General features: G+C 40.8%; 22 protein-coding genes. 6 read left to right on the top strand and 16 right to left on the bottom strand.

The window, feature by feature from the left end; genetic code table 11:
• The first annotated feature begins 142 nt into the window (after positions 1 to 142).
• The 3 genes from AC0L4E_RS03405 (at position 143) to AC0L4E_RS03395 (ending at position 4,991) form a co-directional block, all read left to right on the top strand.
• Positions 143 to 2,203, top strand: a complete 2,061-nt coding sequence (locus AC0L4E_RS03405; protein ID WP_473678012.1) for a carboxylesterase family protein — start codon at positions 143 to 145, stop codon at positions 2,201 to 2,203.
• 178 nt (positions 2,204 to 2,381) lie between these two features.
• Positions 2,382 to 3,848, top strand: a complete 1,467-nt coding sequence (locus AC0L4E_RS03400) for a phospholipase D family protein (protein ID WP_473678011.1) — start codon at positions 2,382 to 2,384, stop codon at positions 3,846 to 3,848.
• A gap of 294 nt (positions 3,849 to 4,142) precedes the next feature.
• Complete coding sequence (locus tag AC0L4E_RS03395) at positions 4,143 to 4,991, top strand: polysaccharide deacetylase family protein (protein WP_473678010.1); 849 nt, start codon at positions 4,143 to 4,145, stop codon at positions 4,989 to 4,991.
• Positions 4,992 to 5,089: 98 nt separating this feature from the next.
• Here the strand turns inward: AC0L4E_RS03395 and AC0L4E_RS03390 are convergent, their stop codons facing one another.
• From AC0L4E_RS03390 to AC0L4E_RS03360, 7 genes are all read right to left on the bottom strand, one after another.
• Entirely contained in the window at positions 5,090 to 5,893 is an 804-nt protein-coding gene (locus AC0L4E_RS03390; protein ID WP_473678009.1) for a hypothetical protein, read from the bottom strand.
• Positions 5,894 to 6,189: 296 nt separating this feature from the next.
• The gene (locus tag AC0L4E_RS03385) at positions 6,190 to 7,071 is read right to left on the bottom strand and encodes a DMT family transporter (RefSeq protein WP_473678008.1); all 882 of its coding nucleotides are present in this window, start codon (positions 7,069 to 7,071) and stop codon (positions 6,190 to 6,192) included.
• Between the two features lie 310 nt (positions 7,072 to 7,381).
• Positions 7,382 to 8,479, bottom strand: coding sequence for an alkene reductase (locus AC0L4E_RS03380; RefSeq protein ID WP_473678007.1), 1,098 nt, complete (start codon positions 8,477 to 8,479; stop codon positions 7,382 to 7,384).
• Positions 8,480 to 8,535: 56 nt separating this feature from the next.
• Entirely contained in the window at positions 8,536 to 8,913 is a 378-nt protein-coding gene (gloA, locus tag AC0L4E_RS03375) for a lactoylglutathione lyase (protein ID WP_473678006.1), read from the bottom strand.
• 458 nt (positions 8,914 to 9,371) lie between these two features.
• Positions 9,372 to 9,863 carry a phosphatase domain-containing protein gene (locus tag AC0L4E_RS03370; protein ID WP_473678005.1) on the bottom strand — a complete coding sequence of 164 codons (492 nt, stop codon included), beginning with the start codon at positions 9,861 to 9,863 and terminating at the stop codon, positions 9,372 to 9,374.
• Positions 9,864 to 9,979: 116 nt separating this feature from the next.
• Entirely contained in the window at positions 9,980 to 11,137 is a 1,158-nt protein-coding gene (locus AC0L4E_RS03365; RefSeq protein WP_473678004.1) for an aromatic ring-hydroxylating oxygenase subunit alpha, read from the bottom strand.
• A 13-nt stretch (positions 11,138 to 11,150) separates the two neighbouring features.
• On the bottom strand, positions 11,151 to 11,351 hold the full coding sequence (locus tag AC0L4E_RS03360) for a hypothetical protein (protein WP_473678003.1): 201 nt from the start codon (positions 11,349 to 11,351) through the stop codon (positions 11,151 to 11,153).
• A gap of 129 nt (positions 11,352 to 11,480) precedes the next feature.
• Between AC0L4E_RS03360 and AC0L4E_RS03355 the strand changes: the two genes are divergently transcribed.
• The 3 genes from AC0L4E_RS03355 to AC0L4E_RS03345 all read left to right on the top strand — a co-directional run bounded on the left by AC0L4E_RS03355 (position 11,481) and on the right by AC0L4E_RS03345 (position 13,696).
• Entirely contained in the window at positions 11,481 to 12,065 is a 585-nt protein-coding gene (locus AC0L4E_RS03355; RefSeq protein WP_473678002.1) for a TetR/AcrR family transcriptional regulator, read from the top strand.
• A gap of 72 nt (positions 12,066 to 12,137) precedes the next feature.
• Positions 12,138 to 12,797 carry a hypothetical protein gene (locus AC0L4E_RS03350; protein WP_473678001.1) on the top strand — a complete coding sequence of 220 codons (660 nt, stop codon included), beginning with the start codon at positions 12,138 to 12,140 and terminating at the stop codon, positions 12,795 to 12,797.
• Between the two features lie 8 nt (positions 12,798 to 12,805).
• Positions 12,806 to 13,696, top strand: a complete 891-nt coding sequence (locus tag AC0L4E_RS03345; protein ID WP_473678000.1) for a sterol desaturase family protein — start codon at positions 12,806 to 12,808, stop codon at positions 13,694 to 13,696.
• Between the two features lie 106 nt (positions 13,697 to 13,802).
• On the opposite strand, the gene AC0L4E_RS03340 is transcribed toward AC0L4E_RS03345, so the two are convergent.
• The 9 genes from AC0L4E_RS03340 to norV form a co-directional block, all read right to left on the bottom strand.
• Complete coding sequence (locus AC0L4E_RS03340) at positions 13,803 to 15,986, bottom strand: OsmC domain/YcaO domain-containing protein (RefSeq protein ID WP_473677999.1); 2,184 nt, start codon at positions 15,984 to 15,986, stop codon at positions 13,803 to 13,805.
• Between the two features lie 162 nt (positions 15,987 to 16,148).
• Positions 16,149 to 16,790, bottom strand: coding sequence for a flavin reductase family protein (locus AC0L4E_RS03335; RefSeq protein WP_473677998.1), 642 nt, complete (start codon positions 16,788 to 16,790; stop codon positions 16,149 to 16,151).
• 74 nt (positions 16,791 to 16,864) lie between these two features.
• On the bottom strand, positions 16,865 to 18,433 hold the full coding sequence (locus AC0L4E_RS03330) for a cryptochrome/photolyase family protein (RefSeq protein WP_473677997.1): 1,569 nt from the start codon (positions 18,431 to 18,433) through the stop codon (positions 16,865 to 16,867).
• A complete protein-coding gene (locus tag AC0L4E_RS03325; protein WP_473677996.1) occupies positions 18,426 to 18,578 on the bottom strand; it encodes a DUF2256 domain-containing protein in 153 nt (50 codons plus the stop codon). Before AC0L4E_RS03325 ends, AC0L4E_RS03330 begins: the two co-directional genes overlap by 8 nt.
• A complete protein-coding gene (locus AC0L4E_RS03320; RefSeq protein ID WP_473677995.1) occupies positions 18,575 to 20,089 on the bottom strand; it encodes a DASH family cryptochrome in 1,515 nt (504 codons plus the stop codon). Before AC0L4E_RS03320 ends, AC0L4E_RS03325 begins: the two co-directional genes overlap by 4 nt.
• A gap of 57 nt (positions 20,090 to 20,146) precedes the next feature.
• The gene (locus tag AC0L4E_RS03315; RefSeq protein ID WP_473677994.1) at positions 20,147 to 20,428 is read right to left on the bottom strand and encodes a hypothetical protein; all 282 of its coding nucleotides are present in this window, start codon (positions 20,426 to 20,428) and stop codon (positions 20,147 to 20,149) included.
• A 197-nt stretch (positions 20,429 to 20,625) separates the two neighbouring features.
• Entirely contained in the window at positions 20,626 to 21,021 is a 396-nt protein-coding gene (locus AC0L4E_RS03310; RefSeq protein WP_473677993.1) for a TehB family protein, read from the bottom strand.
• Positions 21,022 to 21,076: 55 nt separating this feature from the next.
• Positions 21,077 to 22,225, bottom strand: coding sequence for an NADH:flavorubredoxin reductase NorW (gene norW, locus AC0L4E_RS03305; protein WP_473677992.1), 1,149 nt, complete (start codon positions 22,223 to 22,225; stop codon positions 21,077 to 21,079).
• A gap of 45 nt (positions 22,226 to 22,270) precedes the next feature.
• Entirely contained in the window at positions 22,271 to 23,716 is a 1,446-nt protein-coding gene (norV, locus tag AC0L4E_RS03300; protein WP_473677991.1) for an anaerobic nitric oxide reductase flavorubredoxin, read from the bottom strand.
• Positions 23,717 to 23,737: the final 21 nt, after the last annotated feature.

Genomic DNA, 23,737 nt, shown 5'->3' with positions numbered 1-23,737 from the left:
GCATCAGCTTTAAAATTAACAATAACACGCCCCATGGCGAAATTGATGCTGCGCTTAAAAATGACATTACGATGTGCTCAAACGCTTGGCAAAACTTTGCTATCAGCAGCTAGAGACTCATCGTTAAAAACAGGACTCGATTATGACTTTATTTAAGCACTCACTGATTGCTATTTCTGTTTCACTGACTCTTGCCGCATGTGGTAGCAGTGATGAATCTAGTAGCACTAAGCCAGAAGAGCCACCAGCATTACAACCACTTCCGACTGAAACCATTAATGCCAACATTGGCGGTACAAACATCACTGCGTTAAAAGAATCTCATGTGATTACCGCTGAAGATGGCGAGCAATCTCTGTCAGCTATTGAATCTTTTAAAGGCATAACCTTTGCCACAGCAGAGCGTTTTCAGCACAGTACTGTGACTGAGTTAGCCGCTGATATTGATGCCACTGAATTTGGTTTTGCTTGCCCGCAGCTAAAAACGACAACTCAAGCACAAGCTGAAGATTGCCTTAACCTTAATATTTGGCGACCAGCAGATTTAACAGGTGAAGAATCATTACCTGTCTATGTCTTCATTCACGGTGGTGATTTCGAATACGGCGCAAACTCAGAGCCATTAATTCATGGCGATACTGTGGTTGCCCAAGGTGCTGTAGAAAATAATCAGTTTATTGCGGTCACCATTAACTACCGTTTAGGCATGCTAGGTAGCTATTGGCAGGACAAAGGCGGCGAAGATAGCCTTGGCGGCAACTTTGGCCTTGGCGATCAAAAACGCGCCCTTGAATGGGTAAACCAAAATATTGGTAATTTTGGCGGTGCAGCTGACAATGTCACCTTGGTCGGTCAAGGCGCTGGCGCTATGTCTGTGGGTATATTGCAACAAGAAGCCACTGAAGAGCCGATAGCTGGTGAGTACTTTAGACGCGCAATCATGCAAAGTAATCCATATGGATTTGACTATCGCACTTACAGCCAAGCAAAAAGCTTTGCTAGCAAAATTGAAGACACACAAGCTGACATGCCAGAGCTCAGTGAACTTAATATTGCCAACATGCCAGTTGAGCAGTTAATGGAGTTGCAAGCAAAAGTGAACTCGCCATTAGGCCGTATTGGTGATTGGACCGGCCTTAGCTGTGTCGATCTTGATAACCTCGTAGGCAGTGGTTTGTGTTTAACCAGTAAAATATCTGGCGAAGCATCACCTATGGCTAACCTTATGCCATTCGCGCCTTATGTTGAATACTATAAACCAACTTTTGGCTCTGCAATCGAAGGACACCACTTAACTGAGCAACCTGCATTAAGTCACTTTACTGTGCCTACAGTGGTTGGCGTAAACAGTGAAGAATCCAACACCCTTGCTATGCTACCAAGCTTAACGTTTTTAATTGGTGGTTTACTATCTGATCCTGAAGAAGGTGAAGAGTTATCACCTGAGGCCATTATCGAATGGTTAAGCCATGAAGAAAACCAAGCACTGGCTCAGCAAAAGTTATCTAGCATGAATGCTGATGATGTACGCGCAGAACTAGATCTTGGCGACATCACAGCATATAGCGCCATTACGACTTTCTTCTATGGCTTAGGCAATGGTGACTTAACTAGCGGACTACTTGGCCTTACTGACTACTACCCTAACTCTGAAGGCGACTTAAGCGGCGGATTAGCAAACAGAAGTCAATTTAACATGATGCTAAATGACACCTTATTCAGTGGGCCTGCTCGTATTCAAGCCCGTGATGCACAGGCAAATAACGTTGAAGCAACCTTTTACCACTTTGGCTACCAACCAAGCTTTAACGTGTGGACATACAACACTGATGGTCCTGAAGGAAATGTTGATATTGGCGATATCATTAAGTCAGTTAGCTGTATTTTCGGCGCCTGTAACGCATCAGAGCTGCCATTTGTTTTCAACAAAGCGCTAAAACTTGATGGTGAAACCGTTTCACCAAGTAAAAAAGATACTGCGTTAATGGAAAAAATGTCTCGCCTTTGGTTTAGCGACGAACTGTTTGAGCAATACCAATACACAGTTGATGGTGATGGCGTTTTAGTCTTCGACAAAGACGGTAATGAATCTTACGTGGAAGGCTGGGATCAACAGACTCAACAAGGCCTTGACCCTGCACTACGTAAAGGACGTTTAACTGGCCTTGAAAACCTTGACTTGATTAGTCCATATATCAACTAATCAACCAATATAGCCAACATTAATTCATAAAAGGCCAGCCTTGCTGGCCTTTTTATCACTCAAATTCTATCAATCAATAGTTATCAATTAATTTACTCAGCATGTCAGCAAGTACCTCACAGGTACTTGGGCTAAGTCATGCCTCAAATTGCGATAACAATACAACGAGATAACGACAATGAATTGCTTAACTCGATTCCGACAATTCCCTTTATGGGCTGTACTTATTACGCTAGTAAGTTTAGTGGGCTGCGCATCACCGAATCCAAGCGTGCCAGAAAACTTTGAAGCCAATGCAAAATCGCGTCAATACCAAGCGAAGGCCTACTTAATCCCTGCCGCTAATGAAGCTTTTGCTCGCAGAATTGAGCTAGTGCAACAGGCACAATCTAGCATCGATATGACCTACTTCTCATGGAATGGTGACACATTAGGTTTAACCCTATTAAACGAGCTGTACCTTGCTGCAGAGCGCGGCGTTAAAGTCAGACTGACCTTAGATGACTTATTGGTCTTTAACGAGAAATGGCTTGCTGATATTGATAGTCACCCCAACATTGAAATTAAAATTTTTAACCCGTTTAACTCACGTAAATCTGGTTGGATTGGCCGCGTTATAGACTTTCAGATGCATCAAAAGAACCTAGATAATCGTTTACATGAAAAGTATTTCAACGTGGACCACCAGCAGATGATTTTAGGCGGGCGAAATATTGGTGATGAATATTTTGGCTACAGTAAAAGCGCCAACTTTTTCGACCTTGATGTGCTGTTTCAAGGTGAAGTCATTGCCGCATTTGCCGACAACTATGATAAGCAGTGGCAGTCACCTTATGTCGTGGCGGTAGCTGAGTTAATTAATGTTAAGCCAACAACTGAGATGGTCGAATTTCATAAGGCACTTAAAAAGAATCAGCAAAAACATAAATCCATTGTAGCTGACATTGACCGAACGACAGCCAGCTTAACGCCGCCAAGTTTTATTGATGTCACTGTGACACCTATTTTTGACTCACTCAAAAAAATGGATGATAACTTGCCATATTTTAGAGCTCGTGCTGAACAAGCAATGAAACAGCAGCTTGCACAAACCCAGCAAGCAACGATTTCATCGCCCTATATGGTGCCAACTAATGGCCATTTTGATGTCATTGAGCAGCTGACAGCACAAGGTGCTGAAGTGCGCGTTGTTACAAACTCATCGGCTTCGAATGACTCGCTATTTATTCCTGCTTACTACCAAAAGCACCGTCAAACCTTATTGGATTTAGGCGTTGATATTTATGAGTATAAAGATAAGGCTAAAAACGAAGACCACCTGTATCATGCCGATACTTATTATCACAATAAAACGCTGATTTTAGATAATAAAGTGTCGTATGTCGGTTCATCTAACTTTGACCCACGCTCCGATTTTTTAAATGTCGAATTTGGTTTATTTGTCGACAGCGAAGCATTTGCTGCAAAGTTAAATGATTACCTGTTCAGTCAAAAACAAGCATTATATTGGCATGTGACCCAACAAGATGGACAAATAGAGTGGCGTTCAAAAGATGAAGTCCACCTTTCTAACCCCAATTATGGTGGCTGGCATAGTTTACCCGACTGGCTATTTAGGCAAATGGATGGTGAGTCCGAACTATAATATTGATGATATTAGCGTCTGTTAAACAGGCGCTTTTTTGTGCACAATAGTTTGTTATAGTAGCTTGTTGTAATAGTTTGTTGTAATGGCTTTTGGTAACAGCAGGAATACCACTTAAACACAGTGGTGATATTGTATTAGCTGCTTTGATGAGATGAGCCATTGAGCCATTGAGCCATTGAGCCATTGAGCCATTGAGCCAGTATATTGAATGAGCTCATTGAATTAGCTCATTGAATGAGTCACTGATTTAGCCCATGAATTCGTTGATAGAAAGCAAGGAGAAAGCTATTCATGCAGGTTCTATATCGATTTGCACTGATCATTGCGGTCATATTATTTAAGGTAGTATTTACCACCGTCTTTACAACAGCATTAACGACTCATAATGCTTACTCTGCCAACATAGAACCACAATTTAGCTGGCCTAATCATTATCAAGCAGCGGTGAGTTTATCCTATGATGACGCGTTAATGAGTCAGCTAGAATATGCTATCCCAGCCCTTGATAAATACAACTTTAAAGCCTCTTTTTATCTTACCTTGGCAAACCCAGGTACTGAAGCAGGACTTCAGCAGTGGCGAGCGATTGCTGCAAATGGTCATGAGTTAGGTAACCACACATTGTTCCATGCATGCAGTATAAAAGTCGACGATCGTGAATGGGTCGCACCGCACAATAACCTCGACAGCAAAACCGTGTTACAACTGCAGCAAGAAGTCATGACCGCCAACACATTTTTACGCGCCATAGACCAACAAACCCAGCGCACTTTTACTCCGCCCTGTGGTGATTTTATTACAGCTGATGGCAATTATATTGATGCTATCCGTAATAACTTTGTCGCGATAAAAGGCTACAACCCACAATACCCTCCCAAATTTGATTTACTGCTCATGCCTGACAATGTCGACGGCCAAACGTTAATTGATTTTGTAGGGATGGCGAAAGCCCAAGGCGGTGTCGCCAATATTTTATTTCATGGTATTGAAGGGGATTACTTAAGTGTCAGCAATCAAGCCCATAATGAATTATTGCAATACTTAGCAGACAATCAAGACACCCTTTGGGTCGATACCTATCTAAATATTATGCAGCATGTGCAACAACAATTTGCCACTGCGCCCGTTACAGTCAATTAAGAACTCCCTCCAATTAAACAAATCAGTTACCAAAGCTATTTCAATTTTAAGCTAGCATCTAATGACTCATGAAGATTAAATACTAGCTTAACCCTTTATCAAAAATCGCAAGCTGGGTTTGCCTGGATGGTTTCAGATGCTATTTGCCCTAGTAATTGTTGAGTAGACTCATCAACTGCAATATCAAGGATATAGGGTAATAAATCAGCCGATTGCCCTGTTATCACCTCATAAAACACTAGCGCAGTTAAAAAGCTCCCCGTTTGAGATGCATGATTACCATCACTATTATGTAGTTCCAAGCTTGGATCCGTCATCAGTACCTTATCCCAAGCCAGCCCTACTGGCGCTACACAGGCTTTTTCCACAGCAGCAATACTAGTGTGCAAATGATGAACTTGTTTAGCCTCATCCGGCCTGCCCTTCTGTGGATGCTCAGGAAATAATATCGGTGTAATTTGAGCCTGTTTTGCTGTCGCTATCCACATTCTGGTATCAGTTGTCGGATAATCTATCGTGCCAGATTGGGAATATTTTTGCCCTTGTAAAATAATGTGAGTCCATGCTTTAGAAGCGATTAAATCTAATCTTCGTTGTCGACTGCTATCATCATCTAAAAAGCCACCACTTCCATTTACTGTTTCAACTTGAGCATCACTCTTGCCAACTTCTATAAGCTTAGTAAGCAAACTTGGCAGAGTGGAAACATGACTATTGCCAAACAAGAGCACTTGAAAGTCACTGACGTCTTGATTTTGAGGTACTGGTAGATTACTTGAAAGACCTTGCTCAGCAGTTGCTAAAATAGTTTGTTCTTCAACTGAATCAGAACTGCCGCCACATGCGGTTAAGCAGGCTAATAACCCAATAAGGCTGACTTTAATAAAATGTCTTGAGACCATAATTCCTCCCTGAAATACTTTTATAGATTGGTTATTAATCAAAAATTTGTGAATGAATTCGTTAAAATTTTACTATCATTAACAGCTTTATTTGGGATTATCCAATTACATTAGCAAAAAGGCATAAACATTTTTGTCTTAGTTGGAAATCAAGATCCTGAGTCGTATTGCTTTGTGGTCAACTAACAACTTCCATTGCTCTTAAATAAGCCAAGAAGAAATTCTTATCAGTTTCTTGTCGTACCTAATCTCAATCAGAGGAAAAATAACAACGCCCTCGATTGAGGGCGTTTTTATTATGATTTAGATGGCATTTTAGTGACATCTGAAATGGGTCGTTTTGAAAGTTTAATATAGAGAAATAGCGATAAGAAAATCACACTACCACCAATCAGCTTTTGCGGCTCAAGGGTTTCCCCAAGTACTGAAAAACTTAATATCATGGTCCAAATCGGCTCTAAAATCATAATTAAGGCCGCCGTTTCCATGTTCACTGAATACTGTCCTAATGTTTGCAGTAAGTAGCGCATGGAAGTAGCAAATACAGTGGATATAACAAACCACAGTAAAATATGGCCATTAAGTTCAAAACTCGCTTGCTCGGTAATAAGCACATAAATAGCACTCACAAGTCCCACGATAAACAGCTGTAAACAAATAGAATCTAATGGTTTAATCTTAGCGCTAATGCGTTTATTTAACACAAAATGAACCGATAACAATGCAGATGCGAATAAGAAATACCATTGGCTTTCATCAATTTGCCAGCCATTGGTTAGCGTAAGCAGCATCATGCCGACAATACTCATTGGTAAAGCAAACCAAAAGGCTCGGTTGGGTTTAATTTTGAATAACAACCAAGCTGTCATCGGCGCAATGATCATCGCAAGGCTCATAATAAATGCGCCTTCAGATAAGCTTTCACTAATGGTCACTGCATGCACCCATACGAGTAATGCTAAACCTAGAAAGACGCCAACACCGCAAGCTAGTAGAATTTGCTTAGCCCTAAGTCGCCATAGGCTTTTATAACAAAACGGCAGTAATACAAGACTTGCAAGCATAAAACGCGTTGCGATAAAGGTTTCACCGGGCATTTCCATTACCACGATTTTAGAGGCTATCCAGCCAAGTGCTGCCAACAAGGTGGCGATAAATAAATAAATGGCTCCGCGCATGAAACTCTCTTACCTGATTACTGCGACCTAACGACACCACACTAATGAATGTTTAATGACATATTCACCAGCACCGAAAAGCAAAATAGCAATCTCACGCTAATGAGATTGCTATTTATAAACTCTTGCCACTGTACAATAATTGCAGCTGATTTACCTAGGTACAATGTTAATAATGCGATATAGATTAAGTCGAATTAATTATCAAATATGCCTTTTGGCATATTTCTACATCCATGCCCCATATTAAAACATCTGTGCTTAACGCTTAAGTAATAGCGATTAAATAACAGTACTTAAATAACAGTGCTTAAGCTTTATATTCTGCGTAATCAGTTAAGCCTTTTTCTGCGCCACCAAATAAAGTAGCAGGATCGTGCGCCGTTAACGGGTAGCCATGCTTAATTCTGTTAGGTAAATCAGGGTTTGATACGAACGGACGACCAAAACCAATCATGTCAGCTAAGCCATCATCAATAGCATCGCCGCCCTTTTCAGCATCATACTTACCAGCATAAATTAATACGCCTTTATAAGCCTCACGAACCGCGATTCTAAATTCGATTGGAGTTTCAGGTGCATCATCCCAGTCAACTTCGGCAATGTGCAAATATACAATCTTATGAGTTTCTAATAATGCAGCCGCCGCGGTGTAAGTCTCAACAGGAGTTGCGTCAACAGTGCCATTAAGCGAAGTAAAAGGCGCTAAACGCACACCCACTTTATCAGCGCCGATAGCATCAACCATGGCTGCAACCACTTCACTTAAAAAGCGCAGGCGGTTTTCAATCGAACCACCATATTCATCACTACGGTTATTAGCTTCAGAATCAATAAACTGATTAATCAAATAACCATTAGCTGCGTGCAGTTCAATACCATCAAAACCTGCTTCAATCGCATTTAGCGCTGCTTGACGATATTCAGCAATCACAGTTTGAATATCAGCTTTAGTCATTGCACGTGGCTCAACCACATCAACAAAACCAGGCTCATCGGTGCCATTATCGATAAACACTTTCACGTTTTCAGCTTTCATTGCTGATGATGAAATCGGTTGTTCGCCACCAATATTATCAGGGTGTGTCACACGGCCCACATGCCATAGCTGAGCGAATATCACTCCGCCTTTAGCGTGAACTGCATCGGTAGTTTTCTTCCAACCAGCAATTTGCTCGGTAGAGTAGATTCCCGGTGTCCAAGCATAACCTTGACCCATTGCTGAAATTTGGGTGCCTTCGGCGACAATCAACCCAGCTTGAGCGCGTTGTGCATAGTATTCAGCCATTATGTCATTGGCTACATTACCAGGTTGTGATGCACGAGAGCGTGTCATTGGAGGCATAACGATACGGTTATTTAGGGCGTGGTCACCTAATTGTATTGTTTGAAAAAGTGAGTCTTTCATGGGAATTCCTTAAAATCGAAAACGACAAAAATAAGCTGAATGCAAAGATGATGAATTTAATCTAATTGGATTAATTCAATCTGATAATGGTCAGGATCGGTAATAAATGCGATGTGGGTTTCACCGCCCTTAACTGGACCAGGCTCACGAGTGACCTTGCCACCTAAAGCTTTGATTTTGTCGCAAGCAGCGTAAATGTCATCAACACCCAAAGCTAAATGGCCAAAGGCATTACCCATTTCGTATGTGTCAGTATCCCAGTTGTGGGTTAGCTCGATGGTGGTTCCACCTTGCTCATAACCTACAAACACTAAGGTATAGCGATAATCAGTGTTTTCATGGCGCTCTAACACGTCCATGCCCAAAACCTTAGTGTAAAACTCAATGGATGTATCAAGATCGGCCACTCTGATCATGGTGTGTAAAAACTTCATAATATACCCTCAAAACTAACGTTATTACTGCTACTATTACTAGCGAATAAGAGTATTTTACGACTTATCATTATAAAAATATAATCATTAAAAATTCTTAAAATAATAATTTTTTGTTATGAACCATGTGTTTTAAACGATGAGTAATAAAAGTCAGTAACGAAGGTAGAAAGCCTTACATATACGTTGGTTAAGCCTTTCATAGATCTACATCCTCAACACTAAATAAATTCACTGGTTTATGGATGTTCTCATATAAAAACAGCTGCATTGAAACCAATTTCAGATACTCGGTCAGCAGATTTTTAATTAATCGATGACTGCAAGTTTTTTCAACATAAATACCGCAAAAATGAAGCTTAAATATCCAAACCAGCTTTTAGTCCCAAATAAAAAAGCCAGAACAAAGTCGTTCTGGCTTTTTGAATACATCCGAGCAATACATCTGGATAATACAGCTATCTATAAGAATTGAAATACGCTAACTGCACTGGATTTTTGAGTGCTTTGGGCCTGATTTTTTGCACTTCATTAATCACTTTATCTGCTGGCCAACCATGGGCTAATAATATCAATCCAATAACCAATCCCGTTCTACCTGTTCCACCCTTACAATGCACAGCAATCGTTCCCTGCTGTTCAACTAATGCAAGAATCGTCGCTTTATGCTTTTTCCAAGCAGCCTCAAATACTTCATTTGGCGCAGCATCATCAAGGATCGGCAGTTGAATCCAGCTAATATCATTATCAGCACAAATATTAGGTAATGCCTGCGCATTGTTTGCAGCCATCTCTTTATCAAACATGGATGTTAATAACATCTGCGTGCCCGCTTGCTTTAATGTGATTAAAGAATCCACTAAAGATGCGTCTTTAGTGCCCGGGCAAGGTGTAAAAATAAGCTTGGCGCCATTGTCTAAGATCAATACATCAAATGGGTGTAATGACATATTTATTCCCCTACTGTTTGTCTTTCGGATAACTTTGAATTAAAGCTTAACAGCTTTTACATAGCGGCTATGTTTTTCTATGATCTTGATATCCAAATCCAGCTCATTAAGAGTAATTAATTTAATTTCCAATAGGGTTTGATGATGTTCCAAACTAACTGTTGGTGCTGCCTCACAGGCTGTTCACCTAAACTTGCACTGGGACCGAACTCAAATTGAGGACTAGTGAATGACCTTTGTAACTGCTCACAAATATAAATATCTTCTTGCAAAAAGTCCGCAGAACCTAAAGGATGCCTTTGATCATAACTTGAGTTTTTAGGCTTTATTTTTTTACCCCAAAAACCAGCCGAACTGACACTTTGTTTGAAATAATCAAGTGCTCCGCAGTCTTTCATTTTAGTACGAACAATGACTCTGCTTTTGGATGGCGAAATTGGGATAATATGAAAAACAGACCAAGATGACTCCAACTCTGCTAAGCCAATTCCTGGAAATAACATGGGTACCCACACACCAATGTTTTGCTGCGATGCTTGATAAACCAATGGAGAGGCAGCATTTTGAAGCAGATTGCGTTGATACTCATCAGTCAGTGGCTCCCAAAATTTAAAATGTTTACCAACAAAACCAAACTGAGCTTTTTTGTGGTTATACATATTAAGCGTGCCTGCATGGAGCTGTGCAAGATGATAATGGTCAATATAATTTTCGACTATCACCTTCCAATTAGCATTTATCTCTTCAATGACCACACTGTCTTTAAATTCAATTAACGATTCAACTTTATGAGGCCCAAGCTCTTTTTCCATTGGCCCAAACCAATCTTGCAAAGAAATTGAATTGGGATCTGGGTGCACCCAAATCATACCTCGCCACACTCCGACATTTGCTGACTTTAAACTTAAGCAGTCTTTTCGAATATCAGGGAATTCATTTCTTGCCTTTGGTAATGCTATGAGCTCACCTGATAAGTGATATGTCCAATCATGATAAGGACACGTTATCTTTTTTAAATGCTCCCCTTTTCCAGCTAATAACGCAGTCCCCCTATGGCGGCACATATTATGGTACGCAACCAAGTCTGCATTATCATCTTTGATAATAAGCAGGTTATTCAATCCAGCTTGAACTGTTAGGTAATCTCCCGGCTTTGCTAAGTCCTCCACTAACCCAGCAAACGCCCATGTATTTGAAAATATATGCTGCTGTTCAAGCGCAAAAAAATCAGGGTCAACATATGCTTCAACAGGTAGGATATTATTTGAATTCATAGTGTTCCTGCTATTAAGCAAATGACCAATCAGGATAAATAAAACAACTTGTAGCAATGACTGCCCATATCAACATGGTGAACCAGTACATACCAGGTTGAGATTCTCTTTTATATGACTCCCAGATATAAGCTTCGCCTCTGAAGAGATCGAATAACAACCACAGGATTAACGCAAAGCCTAACCAATAGGACCAAGGTAAAGTTAACCACATATAAACACTCCCGATAAATTGATTTTCACACTGACAATTTAAAGGTTATATTAAACCCTACTTAATTGTCAAGGTGACAATTAAAATCAAAATGCTATCATGATGACTTTGGTGATTACGGAGAATAGTATGGCAAGGCCGAGCATGGCAGCACAACGTCGAGAAGAAATTTTAGATGCTCTTGAAGCGTGTATTTTGGATAAAGGTATTCAAGCAACTTCTTTAGAAAATATCGCTGAAACTGCCAGTATGAAGCGCACAATTTTAAGGCATTATATCGGTAATAGAGATGATATCATCTGTGCATTAAGTGAACGTTGGACATTAAAATACTCACAACAATGGCAAGAACTACTTACTTGGCTTCCAAAATCCAATCGAGCCCTCGCCCTTGTCGATAGCCTTTTCACCACAAGAACCAAGGACATGGTTAATAACACTATCATAGGTGAAGCAATATTCTCTGAAGCCAAAAGGTTGGAGGTTATCAAAGTACATCAACAGCAAATTATGCATGAATTCATACAACATCTAATTTCCGAGTTTTCAGGGCAATACCCAGCAGTAGAACAAGAGAAAATTGAATTAATTGCATATGGCATCTATTCTAACTACCTAATGAGTGAATCCTTATTACCCCTAGGTATGTTTGAAGAAATGTACAAGCTAAAGCAATCATCTGTTCTGTTATGTGAGCAATTAGTTTCGAAATAGTTAATTTTCACATTGACAATAAATAATTAAAAAAGTAAATTGCACTGACTATTTATTGTTTAGGTGTAATTTATGAATTTGTTCAACTCAATATTAACCTCTGTATTGATTGTGGCATTAGTTTGGGGAGGTGCGTTATTTCTTAACTCAAATGCCAATGCTATCGTTCAACAAACCACTCAAAATGTTAAACCAATTGCAGCCGAATCAACTGAAACTGCTGCAGTAACTACAGCAACTACAGCAACTACAGCAACTACAGTCACCCCACTAAATTCAGATCAAAATCAAACGGCTGCGCCTCAAGAACCTGTTAAAAATACGTTTAACAATCAGCAGATCAAAATTGCCGGAATTCAGAAGAACATTGCTTTAACAAATATTCACCAGCTATGGCTGGCATTCAATGACCAATCAAAATTACATGACTCACTAAAAGTGCAACCGACCAAAGTGTACGTCTTATACTCAGGCATTACTGATAGTTTTCAGCAAGCTGATGTCACCATTGGCTATGACATCAAAGAACTCAAACAACATAGCAATCCTTTAAATATTGATATGCAACATAGCGAAGTCATCTTGCCAGCAAAATCTTATACCGCAGCACAATTGGCAACAGCTTGGGAGAAAATTGACTATAGTAAAACGGTCAACTTTGTCCTTGAAACTCACTCTTTAGATAAATCTGGCAATACAACATCGACGACGATGCTTGTTTCATACCGATAGGAGCATTCATGGAATATTTAACGCAGTTATTTACCCTTGAAGATGTTTGGGGCTTGGAAATATGGATTGATAATTGGTTTTTTGTCCTCGCCATTGGCTTATTTATTATTGAAGTGCTTCGTTATGCGGTAAAGAAACAGTTCACTAAAAACCTATTTGGGGACAGCGTAGCCAATTTTGTCACCCTCGGACTATTTGGACTGATTATTACGCTTGTTGCTGCAACTTATGCTGGTATTTTTCTATTTTCTTATGAGCACTTTAGCCTAGTGCAACTTCCTATAACGGGATGGACAATACTGTGTTGTATATTGCTGGCTGATCTTGCTTATTATTGGGAACATCGCTTTTTGCATATGAATGGCTTTGGTTGGGCAACCCATACAGTGCATCATAGCTCACCACATTTTAATATTTCAGTTGCCTACCGACATGGCCCAATGGATTGGTTTTTTCCGTTGTTTTTTTACTTGCCGTTAGTCTTTTTAGGCTTTCATCCATTTGTGATTTTTTTAGCTGAAATCATAGTGCAAGTTTTCCAAACACTACTGCACACTGAAACGGTGAAAAAATTCCCACGACCTATTGAAGCAATATTTAACACGCCATCTCATCACCGCGTGCATCACGCAACGAATAAACAATACCTAGATAAAAACTATGCAGGTATTTTGATTATTTGGGATCGAATGTTCGGCACTTTTGCTGAAGAAAAAGAACCGGTGAAATATGGCGTTTATCCTAGGATAAACACTGTAAACCCTATCAAGGTGTTCTTTTCTGGTTACGTCACACTCATCAAGCGACTATGGCATGCCCCAAGCTGGGGTTACCGTATTAACTTACTGATAAAGTCACCGACGTGGGCTTGGCAGCAGGAACAACTCAATAAGAAATAGCAGCTTTTGCATGGCTGAATGAATCATTGAGACAGTGCAATTAAAGCAATAAAAAAGCGAACCCGAAGGTTCGCTTTTTTCTTTCAGTACGAGACTTGTTATCTAATTACTTAGCAGCCAACTTACGCGCTTGATGCAGTTTCTTATAACTTTCAATCAAGCGTAAATGTGGCTCAATGCCTTCAAGGTTCATACTGGTTTTAGTTAAACCATAAAAACGAACGCTGCCATTTACGCTGCCTACTACATTGTTCATCACTTCTTCACCGAACATACGGTTAAAGTTGTGAATGTAATGCTCAAGCTGTAAATCTTCTTCTAATTCAATCTCTAATACTGCGTTAATTGCTTGATAGAACAAGCCACGTTCAACGGTATTATCATTAAACTGCAAGAAGTCACCCACCAACTCACTGGCTTCTTCATGGGCGCCTAATGCTAAGTAAATGAGAATTTTAAGCTCCATGATGGTCAGCTGACCCCAAACGGTATTTTCATCAAATACAATACCAATCATGGTGCGAATATCAGTGTAGTTATCTTGCTGACTTTCATCTAAACGATTAACTAAATCCACTAATTCTTCATCAGATAATGAATGCAGATTGAGAATGTCTTCACGGTAATCTAATGCTTTATTAGTGTTATCCCAAATCAAATCTTCTACTGGGTATACTTCTGAAAAATCAGGGACTAGCATACGACAAGCTGAAGCGCCTAACTGATTAAATTCTGCGGTATACACCTCTTTGCCAAGCGCCTCTAAAATACCAAACAAGCCATTGGCTTCTTCTTCCGATGTGCCAGAGAAATCCCATTCACAAAAATCAAAGTCTGAGTTACTGCTAAAGAAGCGCCATGAAATAACTCCTGTTGAATCAATAAAGTGCTCAACAAAGTTTTCAGGTTCGCTAACAGCCATGCTATTAAAGGTAGGCTTGGGTACATCGTTTAAGCCTTCAAAACTGCGACCTTGCAGTAACTCGGTAAGGCTTCGCTCTAATGCCACCTCAAAACTAGGGTGTGCGCCAAATGAAGCAAAAACGCCGCCCGTTTTAGGGTTCATTAAGGTCACACACATCACAGGGAATTCACCGCCTAATGAGGCATCTTTTACCACTACCGGAAAGCCTTGCTCTTCTAAGCCTTTTATCCCAGCTAAGATGCTTGGGTACTTTTCTAATACGGCCATTGGCACGTCAGGCAAGACAATTTCTTGCTCAATGATTTGACGCTTAACGGCACGCTCAAAGATTTCAGATAAGCACTGTACTTGAGCTTCTTGCAGATTATTACCTGCGCTCATGCCGTTACTTAAGAAGAGGTTTTCGATTAAGTTCGATGGGAAGTACACCGTCTCACCGTCAGAGTGACGAGTGTAAGGAATCGTACAGATACCGCGCTCAATATTGCCTGAGTTAGTATCAATCAAATGCGAGCCATTTAGCTCTTCATCTGGATTGTAAATCTCAAGGGTGTACTCGTCTAAAATGCCTTGTGGTAAAGCATCGTCTTCTTCAAGTTCAAACCACTTTTCATTCGGGTAATGAACAAACTCGCTGTTGGCGATCTCGTTGCCAAAGAACTGATCATTATAAAAAAAGTTATTGTTCAGGCGTTCAATGAACTCGCCTAATGCTGAGCATAATGCGCTTTCTTTGGTTGCGCCTTTACCATTGGTAAAACACATTGGTGACGCGGCATCACGAATATGTAGTGACCACACGTTTGGCACAATGTTACGCCACGATGAGATTTCAATTTTCATCCCAAGATCAGCAAGCATGCCAGACATGTTTTTAATGGTTTCTTCAAGCGGTAAGTCTTTACCTAGAATGTAGGTGCTTTCATCGCTATCAGGTTGACCCATTAACATCGCATTGGCATCGCTTTCGAGACTTTCAACGGTTTCGATTTTGAATTCTGGCTGAGTTTGTACGACTTTTTTAACCGTACAACGGTCTATTGAGCGCAAAATCCCAGTGCGATCTTTCTCAGAAATATCATCCGGTAATTCAACCTGAATTTGGAAGATTTGGTTATAGCGATCTTCAGGATCAACAATATTGTTTTGCGATAAGCGAATATTGTCGGTTGAGATATCACGAGCTTTACAATAAACCTTTATAAAGTAAGCCGCACACAGGGCAGACGATGCAAGGAAATAATCAAACGGACTTGGCGCCGAACCATCGCCTTTATATCTAATAGGCTGATCAGCCGTAACAGTAAAGTCGTCAAACTTAGCTTCTAGCCTTAAGTTATCGAGAAAGTTTACTTTGATTTCCATTGCTTATACCCACAGTCTTGCGCGGCCAAACGGCCTACTTTACGAATGAGGGTGAATTATCGGTGTTTTTGGTCAATTAGTCTTGGGTTAATTACAAAAAAAGCCTATTACCAGTCACGAAATAAGCCTCATCAGCTAAGTCGTCACGCATAAATGCTTAAATTAACCCAAATCAACAACAGGCTTATCAGCTTTTGCATAGGCTAATCTTGAAAGCCGATCAGTTGAGTGATAACTGTCTAACCCGGAAACTGCAACACTTTCAATTTCAGCTATATCAATAAAGCCATCCGCATTGATGATCATTTCTGGGACTAATACTTGGATTATTTCACCAATGACCATAATCGTGTTGTTAAGTTTTATTGGCGTGATTTCGCGAACTTCAAGTGACATTTTAAGTAAGCTTTCTCCAACAAATGGGGCTGCTATTCCAGCAACATACTGGGCTGTCAGTCCCACAGCATCAAACTCGGATACATCTGCGGCATAGCGAGCTGAGGTTTGATGGGCTTGCTGATATATATTCGCTGACACGTGATTTATCGTATAAACACCCGTCTGTTTTATGTTGCTGAGGGTATCTCTTGGCACTGTATCTGGGCGAATAATCATGCCCATTAACGCTGGTGATGCGCCTAAATGAAACACTGAACTCACCATTGCGAGATTTGTCACCCCTTTAGCATCTTGACTACCTACAAGGTTGGCACTTTTAAAGCCCGATAGACTGTTAATAAAATGCGCTCGGTATCGCTGCTCAAGTGCATCAAGATCAGAAGTTGAAAACTGTTTTAAAATCATCTTTTCCCCTATTTTAAATTGTATATATTCATCTTGCTCATTGGCCTGAGCTGAAAGCCGTTACCACTGTTGAGTCAAAGGCTATCAAGTTGTTCCAATAACCCTTCTGCGTGTTGCAGGATTCGAGCTCTATCAGCCTCTGGCTTTTTAAGCCAATTGCCATATACCATGCGGTTTCGAGGGTTCGCGCTAAATGCAGCTTGATGTTTGGCCATAAAATGCCAATAGAGAGAATTAAGTGGGCAGGCATCTTCTGTATCAATCGCCTTCACTTGATAGTGACAGTCTTGGCAATAATCACTCATTTTATTGATATAATTACCGCTTGCGGCGTAGGCTTTGGAGCCTACAATGCCGCCATCAGCAAATTGACTCATGCCACGAGTATTCGGCATTTCTACCCACTCGATAGCATCGATATAAATCCCTAGATACCAGTCATCAACTTGGTCAGGATTAATTCCTGCAATCAAACAAAAATTGCCAGTGACCATTAAGCGCTGAATGTGATGCGCATAAGCATAATCAAGGGACTGCTTAATGGCGTGATGCTGACAATTCATTTTGGTATCACCGTTCCAAAACCATTGCGGTAAAGCTCTTGTGGATGCCAAATGATTTAATTGGGCGTATTCAGGCATGTTAGCCCAGTAAACTCCTCTGACAAATTCACGCCAGCCAACAATTTGCCGAACAAAGCCCTCAATTTGCGCTAATGAAATATCCCCATTTGCAGCGAAAAAATATTCCAAAGCGCTATTCACCACTTGCTGCGGGCTGAGTATTTTACTGTTTAACGCAAAAGACAGCCTTGAATGATACAAAGACCATTGACGCTGAACCAATAAACTATCAGCTTTTGAGGTCATCGCATCTTGAAATTGACCGAAGCGTGGTAAGCAATATCGACAAAAGTGCTGCAACAGTTCAGTTGATTGCTGACGCGTCACAGGCCATAGCAAATCAGAGTCTAATTTGCCGATAACATTGACTTTATGGCGCTGTAATCGCTCGATAATATCACTCACATCATTAGCAAATATCAGTGGTTCGGGAATATCATCAAAATCGCATTTCTTTAGCTTTTGTCGATTCTCAGCGTCATAATTCCACTGATTACCAAGCGGCGTATTGCCCTCCATTAATAAGGAGAAGCGCTGACGCATCTTGCGATAAAAATGCTCCATTCGATGCTTTGTTGAAGGGGTAAAGTAATCTGCTAATTCAGCATCTGATAAATAGAAGTGCTCAGTTTCATAGCTTTGAGTATCAAGCTGTAAAGCGCTGCAGTAATCCGCTAACTGTTTACGCAGACGGTATTCGTCTGGAAGCTGATACTCAAGCAGTGCGATCCCAAAACGCTCGATAAGGGAATCTAACAAAGCGGGTAAATCATCAAACTCATGGGTGTCATCTAAGGTTAGGTGCAACACTTGGTGGCCAGCTTGTTGTAACGCAATAGCAAAGCTCGCCATTGCGGCAAAAAAAGCACACACTTTTTGGCCATGATGGCGAGCATAGTCGGTTTCTTGTTTAAGCTCAGCAATGACATATATGGTGTCCTTCGACTTTTCCGCATACCAAGAATGGGAAGCATTAAGCTGATCGCCAAGAATTAACCGTAATCGACTAGGATTAATCATTTTGGCTCCTGTTGCGATTACCCGCGCAGCGTTTAGAGCAGTATTTAACGTTCGCCCAGTCTCTTTGCCATTTTTTACGCCAGTTAAACGGACGCAGACAAACTAGGCAGGTTTTCTCTGCTAATACAGTTTTAACACTACTCATGAAGCTTGCCCCTCATCGACTAATGAGTTGTTAATCTGAGTCCTGTTAATCTTAGAGCTAACCTTAGAGTTCATATCATCCGCTTTAATTGGATTATTGGCGGCGACAGGCCAATCAGCGCCATCCATTGCATCAAGCGGTGATAAAAGCTGCTCTGCGACTTCAGTCCCTATACACCACTTATTAATAAACTTACTTTGAGGATCATATAGCTGCGTTTGTTTACTGAGATTAAAAGAGCGTCCACCTCTTAGGTCTACCCCAACACCTGCAATGTATTGCCAATTGCCGTAATTTGAGGCGACATCATAATCAACCAACATATATTCAAAATATGCAGCACCATAACGCCAATCAAGGCCAAGTTCATTGACTAAACAGCTAGCGGTTATTTGCCGACCTCGGTTTGACATATACCCTGTTGCATTAAGCTCTCGCATACAGGCATTAACGAGTGGATAAGGCGTATTACCTGAGCACCATTTTTTGAAGCGTTTAGGATAAAAACTCGTTAATGGCTTGGTCGCCGCACTGCCTTGAAAGCGGAATAATTGCTGCTCACGTTGCAGTGCAAGCCAATGAAAATATTCACGCCAAAGTAGCTCAAACTTAATCCAATAGGTGGAGTCATTGGCTACAAAGTTTTGTTCATATCGATTCACCGCCGCCCATATTTGTCTTGGACTGATATTGCCTTGAGCTAAATAAGCGCTAAATTTAGTCGAGTTATCAACCCCATCCAATGCGTTTCGAGTCTCTTTGTAGCAACTGGGTAAGTCAGATTGGAAATAATCGCTAACATGGGCAAGAGCTTGCAACTCTCCACCTTTGAAAGAAGTAGGCTCTGTGCTCTGACAAAAAGAAAAATCTGCGAAAGGAGTGGCTGAAGAAGTAGCTGTAGAAGTAGTTGTGGCAGTAACTGTAGAAGTAGTTGTGAAAGTCGCTCCAGGAGCAATAGCAGGAACCAATTCATCTATCCAAGTCTGACACGGCGGTGATACGGTTAAATTGGATTTCTCAAATTGCTTTCTGAAGCGTGAAAAACTTGCTAAATCAGATCCTAAGCTATCCATTTGCTCAAGGCTAAATAAACTATTACTCCATTCACTGATAAACGCGACTTGCGGTAAAGCATGCTTTAACTGAGTGAAAAATTGTCTTTCATTCCAACCCACTGATTCAGAATAACCAATCGCATCGATACGCAACTCTTCAACGAGTTGTTGCACTTCATTAAGTGGATGCCCATGACGGACAATGAGTTCATGCCCCAATGCCTGTAATTGCTCAGATAAATCAGCTATCGACTGTTCAATAAAATGCTGTCTGTGGGGGCCTAGCGACGTATGCTGACAAAACTGCGGGGTTAATAAACCTTCATCAAAGATATAAACAAATTGGACTTGAGCGCTTTTGATTTGCCCACAGTGACGCAGTAATGCCGATAGGGCTAAGTTGTCTTGTAGCCTTAAATCTTGAGTAAATAAATAGAGTGAGCGATATGCAGACATAGTGCTTTCCAGCGCAATACATAATGTCTGTTGATACGTAAAAGAAAAGAGAAAGGTTTAATCAGACGGACTTTTATCGCAGGATGCTTTTTTGACTTGTTCGAGCTTAGCTTGCTCAAGCTGGTTTTCATGCTCAACCAACAATAGAGTTAAATACATTTTTGTTGGTAAAGACAACACCATACCAACGGCGACGCAAACAGCGCTAACAATTATGCCCTTCACTCCCATCGCTTCAACGGTTTCATTAAAATTATGTAGATAAATCCCCGTTAAAATTAGCAATAAACCACAACAAATACTGCATCTTAACAGCACTATGAGTAGCGCATTATTCATTGCATCCTCCAGTCTGATATCAGATTAAAACAGCATTACTTTCTATTGTGCAATTATCATTAGCATAGCGAATATTGTCAGTAAATTAACCTAAGCCAAGATAAAGCATCAAACAAATTGACCTACATCAATTGCAGGTCAATATACCTGTCACATTATATGAATGATGAAATATCACCGACACCAGTACTCAAGCCTTATTTGCTGTTAAACATTTTCTCGCCAGACTTATCCGTGGCGGACCAAAAGTTAATATTAAATTGAGCATCATCACTTAACTCAATTCTATGCCAATACTCTGGTGGGCTAGTTGCAAATTGGCCTGCTGGAATAACCACTTTAACTTCATGGTCAGTGGCTTCTGAATCAGCAAAGCCAAAGTAAGTCACAACACCTTCCATGACACATAACTGACCAAATACACCTGCGGCAGTATTATGGTGACTGAGTAAAGCCGCTGGTACGTTTTGTTTGGTAAAAAATGGGGTTGAGCGTTGGATAGTCCAAGAGCTCGGAATTCTTTGATGACTGTTAGCAATAGGTTCATGACTGTTATCAATTCGCTCATAGCTGTTAATAGCTTGATGGCTCATATAAATCTCCTCATAAGCAAGCTTATTGATCGCCTGCACTAGTTCAGTATTAGCGTTAAGATACTTTTCTCAATAACGAAAACGCCTGCTGCACATGGTTATTCGTGACCACAAACCCTGTCATATTGTCATTTTCATCAAAGGCTTCAGCGCTGACACTTTGCTGATTAAAGTTAACCTTCCAAGCAGAGTCAGCACTAAATTGGCCACCCACTTGAATCGGATATGAAGGTGTTTTCACTTTCACCATCATTGGCGGTAATTTAAGTTCAGACTCTTGTCCTAAAAGCTGTTTAGCGAGAACATTGGCACTAAGTACTATCGGTTGTAAGTAAGCCATAACTTTGCCATTTATCTCGGCGCAATCACCTAAAGCATAAACCTGACTATCTGAGGTCATCAATTGGCTATTGACCATAATGCCGCGATTAACATCGACTCCAGCTTGCTTAGCTAACTGAGTGTTAGGTCTAAGCCCAGCAGCAGATATCACGCAATCAACTTGAAACTGTTTACCCGCTTTAGTCACCACATTCAGTTTGTGCGAGCCAGATAGATAATCTTGTAGCTGAACACTAGTAACCGCATCATTTAACGATAATCTCACCCCACCATTTAGTAACTGCTGCTCAAGTTTGAGTGCAACAAAATCGGGGGCCACATTAGCCAATATTCTGCCATTGGGTTCAACCACAATCACTTGCTTACCACTGGCTTGTAAATCCATAGCAAGCTCAATACCAATAAGTCCTCCCCCCATAATCAACACCGCATTAGCATTGTTAATCTGCTCTTGCGAGCGTTTATATTCTGCAAGGCTATTTAGCGTCAGTACCTTTCCTGCGCCATCACCTAACACTGGTGGTACAAAAGCGCTGGCGCCTGTAGCGAAAACCAATTTCGAATATGTGTATGCTTGCCCATTAACGAAAATACTTTGTGCTTGGGTATCAATGTCATCAACCCAAGTATTAGCAAATAGACTTACCTTGTATTGCTCTGAAAATGCAGCGCCTGTTTGCAGCACTAAGGCATCTGCATCTTGCTGTTTAGTGAATACATGACTTAAATCAGGCTTGTTATATTCATCACCGCTATCACCAGTAAAAACTTGAATAGCCACTTCGCTATCTTGTCTACGAATGTTTTTAATCAATTGATAGGCAGCAAAACCACTGCCTATTATGATAATTGGAGCTGTCATTATCGTGCCCTCGACCCATTAACCCATAAATACAAATAGCGAAAATTAAGCGTTATGCTCAGCAAATACATCTTTGCCTAAGTTGCATTCAGGACAGAGGAAATAATCAGGTACATCAGCCCAACGAGTGCCCGCTTCAACACCTTGATTTGGCTCACCAATCACAGGATCATAAATCCAATTACACACAGTACAGATCATGCACTGACAATCTGCAGGATGTGCTTCAGCTTGAGTATCATTTGGGCTTTGTTGGGTATTTAATTGATTGTCAGGTTCAGTCGCTGATAGTGGCTGAAGCGCCCACTGTTTAGCGATTTGACGGCCATGTTCACGGCACTCTCGCATTGCCTTGCCATCTGGTCGCCATTTTGTTTTTAAGCTTAAAGCGGTTTCAAAACCTGCATCAGTTAAGCGTGCATGAATACGGTCTACGGCGCCGCCATTCCAGCCATAACTACCAAATGCAGCGGCTTTTTTCTCTTTAAAGCGGAGGCCGGTAATCTCTTCGAGCATGCCAGCAACTTTCGGCATCATCACGTTATTCATCGTCGACGATCCCACTAATAACCCTTTCGAGCGGAAGGTATGCGATAAGATTTCATTCTTATCATGCTTTGACACATTGAAAACTTTTACCGCTACACCTGGGTCAACATCATGGATCCCTTGGGCAATGGCATCAGCCATCATGCGAGTGTTGTTTGACATTGAATCGTAGAAAATGGTGATTTTGTCTTCTTGATAATTGTCTGCCCACTCAAGATATTGGTGAATAATTTGAGTTGGGTTATCACGCCATACAATACCGTGTGAGGTAGCAATCATATCCACTGGCACATTAAAGCTTAATACTTCATGGATTTTGGCAGTCACTAAACTGCTGAACGGAGTAAGAATGTTGGCGTAGTAACGCAAGCATTGCTCTTTAAGCTCATTTTGATCCACTTCATCATTGAATAAATGCTCGTCACAGTAATGCTGACCAAAGGCATCATTACTGAATAACACCGCATCTTCGGTCATGTAGGTCATCATGCTATCAGGCCAATGCAGCATTGGCGCTTCGATAAAGATAAGTTGTTTACCGTTACCAATATCTAAACTGTCACCGGTTTTAATAGTTTTAAAGTTCCACTCTGGGTGATGGTGATGACCCACAATGGAATCGATTGCTGCTTCAGTACAGTAAATTGGTGTATTAGGAATTTTTTCCATTAACGCAGATAGCGCGCCTGAATGATCTTCTTCAGCATGGTTAATCACAATGTAGTCAATCGTGTTTAAATCAATTTCCATTGCTAAGTTTTGGATAAATTGGTGACTAAAACGATGATCGACGGTATCGATTAATACGGTTTTTTCTTCACGAATAAGATAACTGTTATAAGAGGTACCGCGGGTCATTTTATATTCTGTGCCGTGAAAATCTTGAATTTCCCAGTCACGTTGTCCGACCCAATGAATGTTGTTTTTTACCTGAATAGTCATAATCTAATACCTAGTGCTTCA

Source organism: Shewanella sp. GJ50-10 (assembly GCF_055808815.1).
This window is presented reverse-complemented; position numbering and strand designations above follow the sequence as displayed.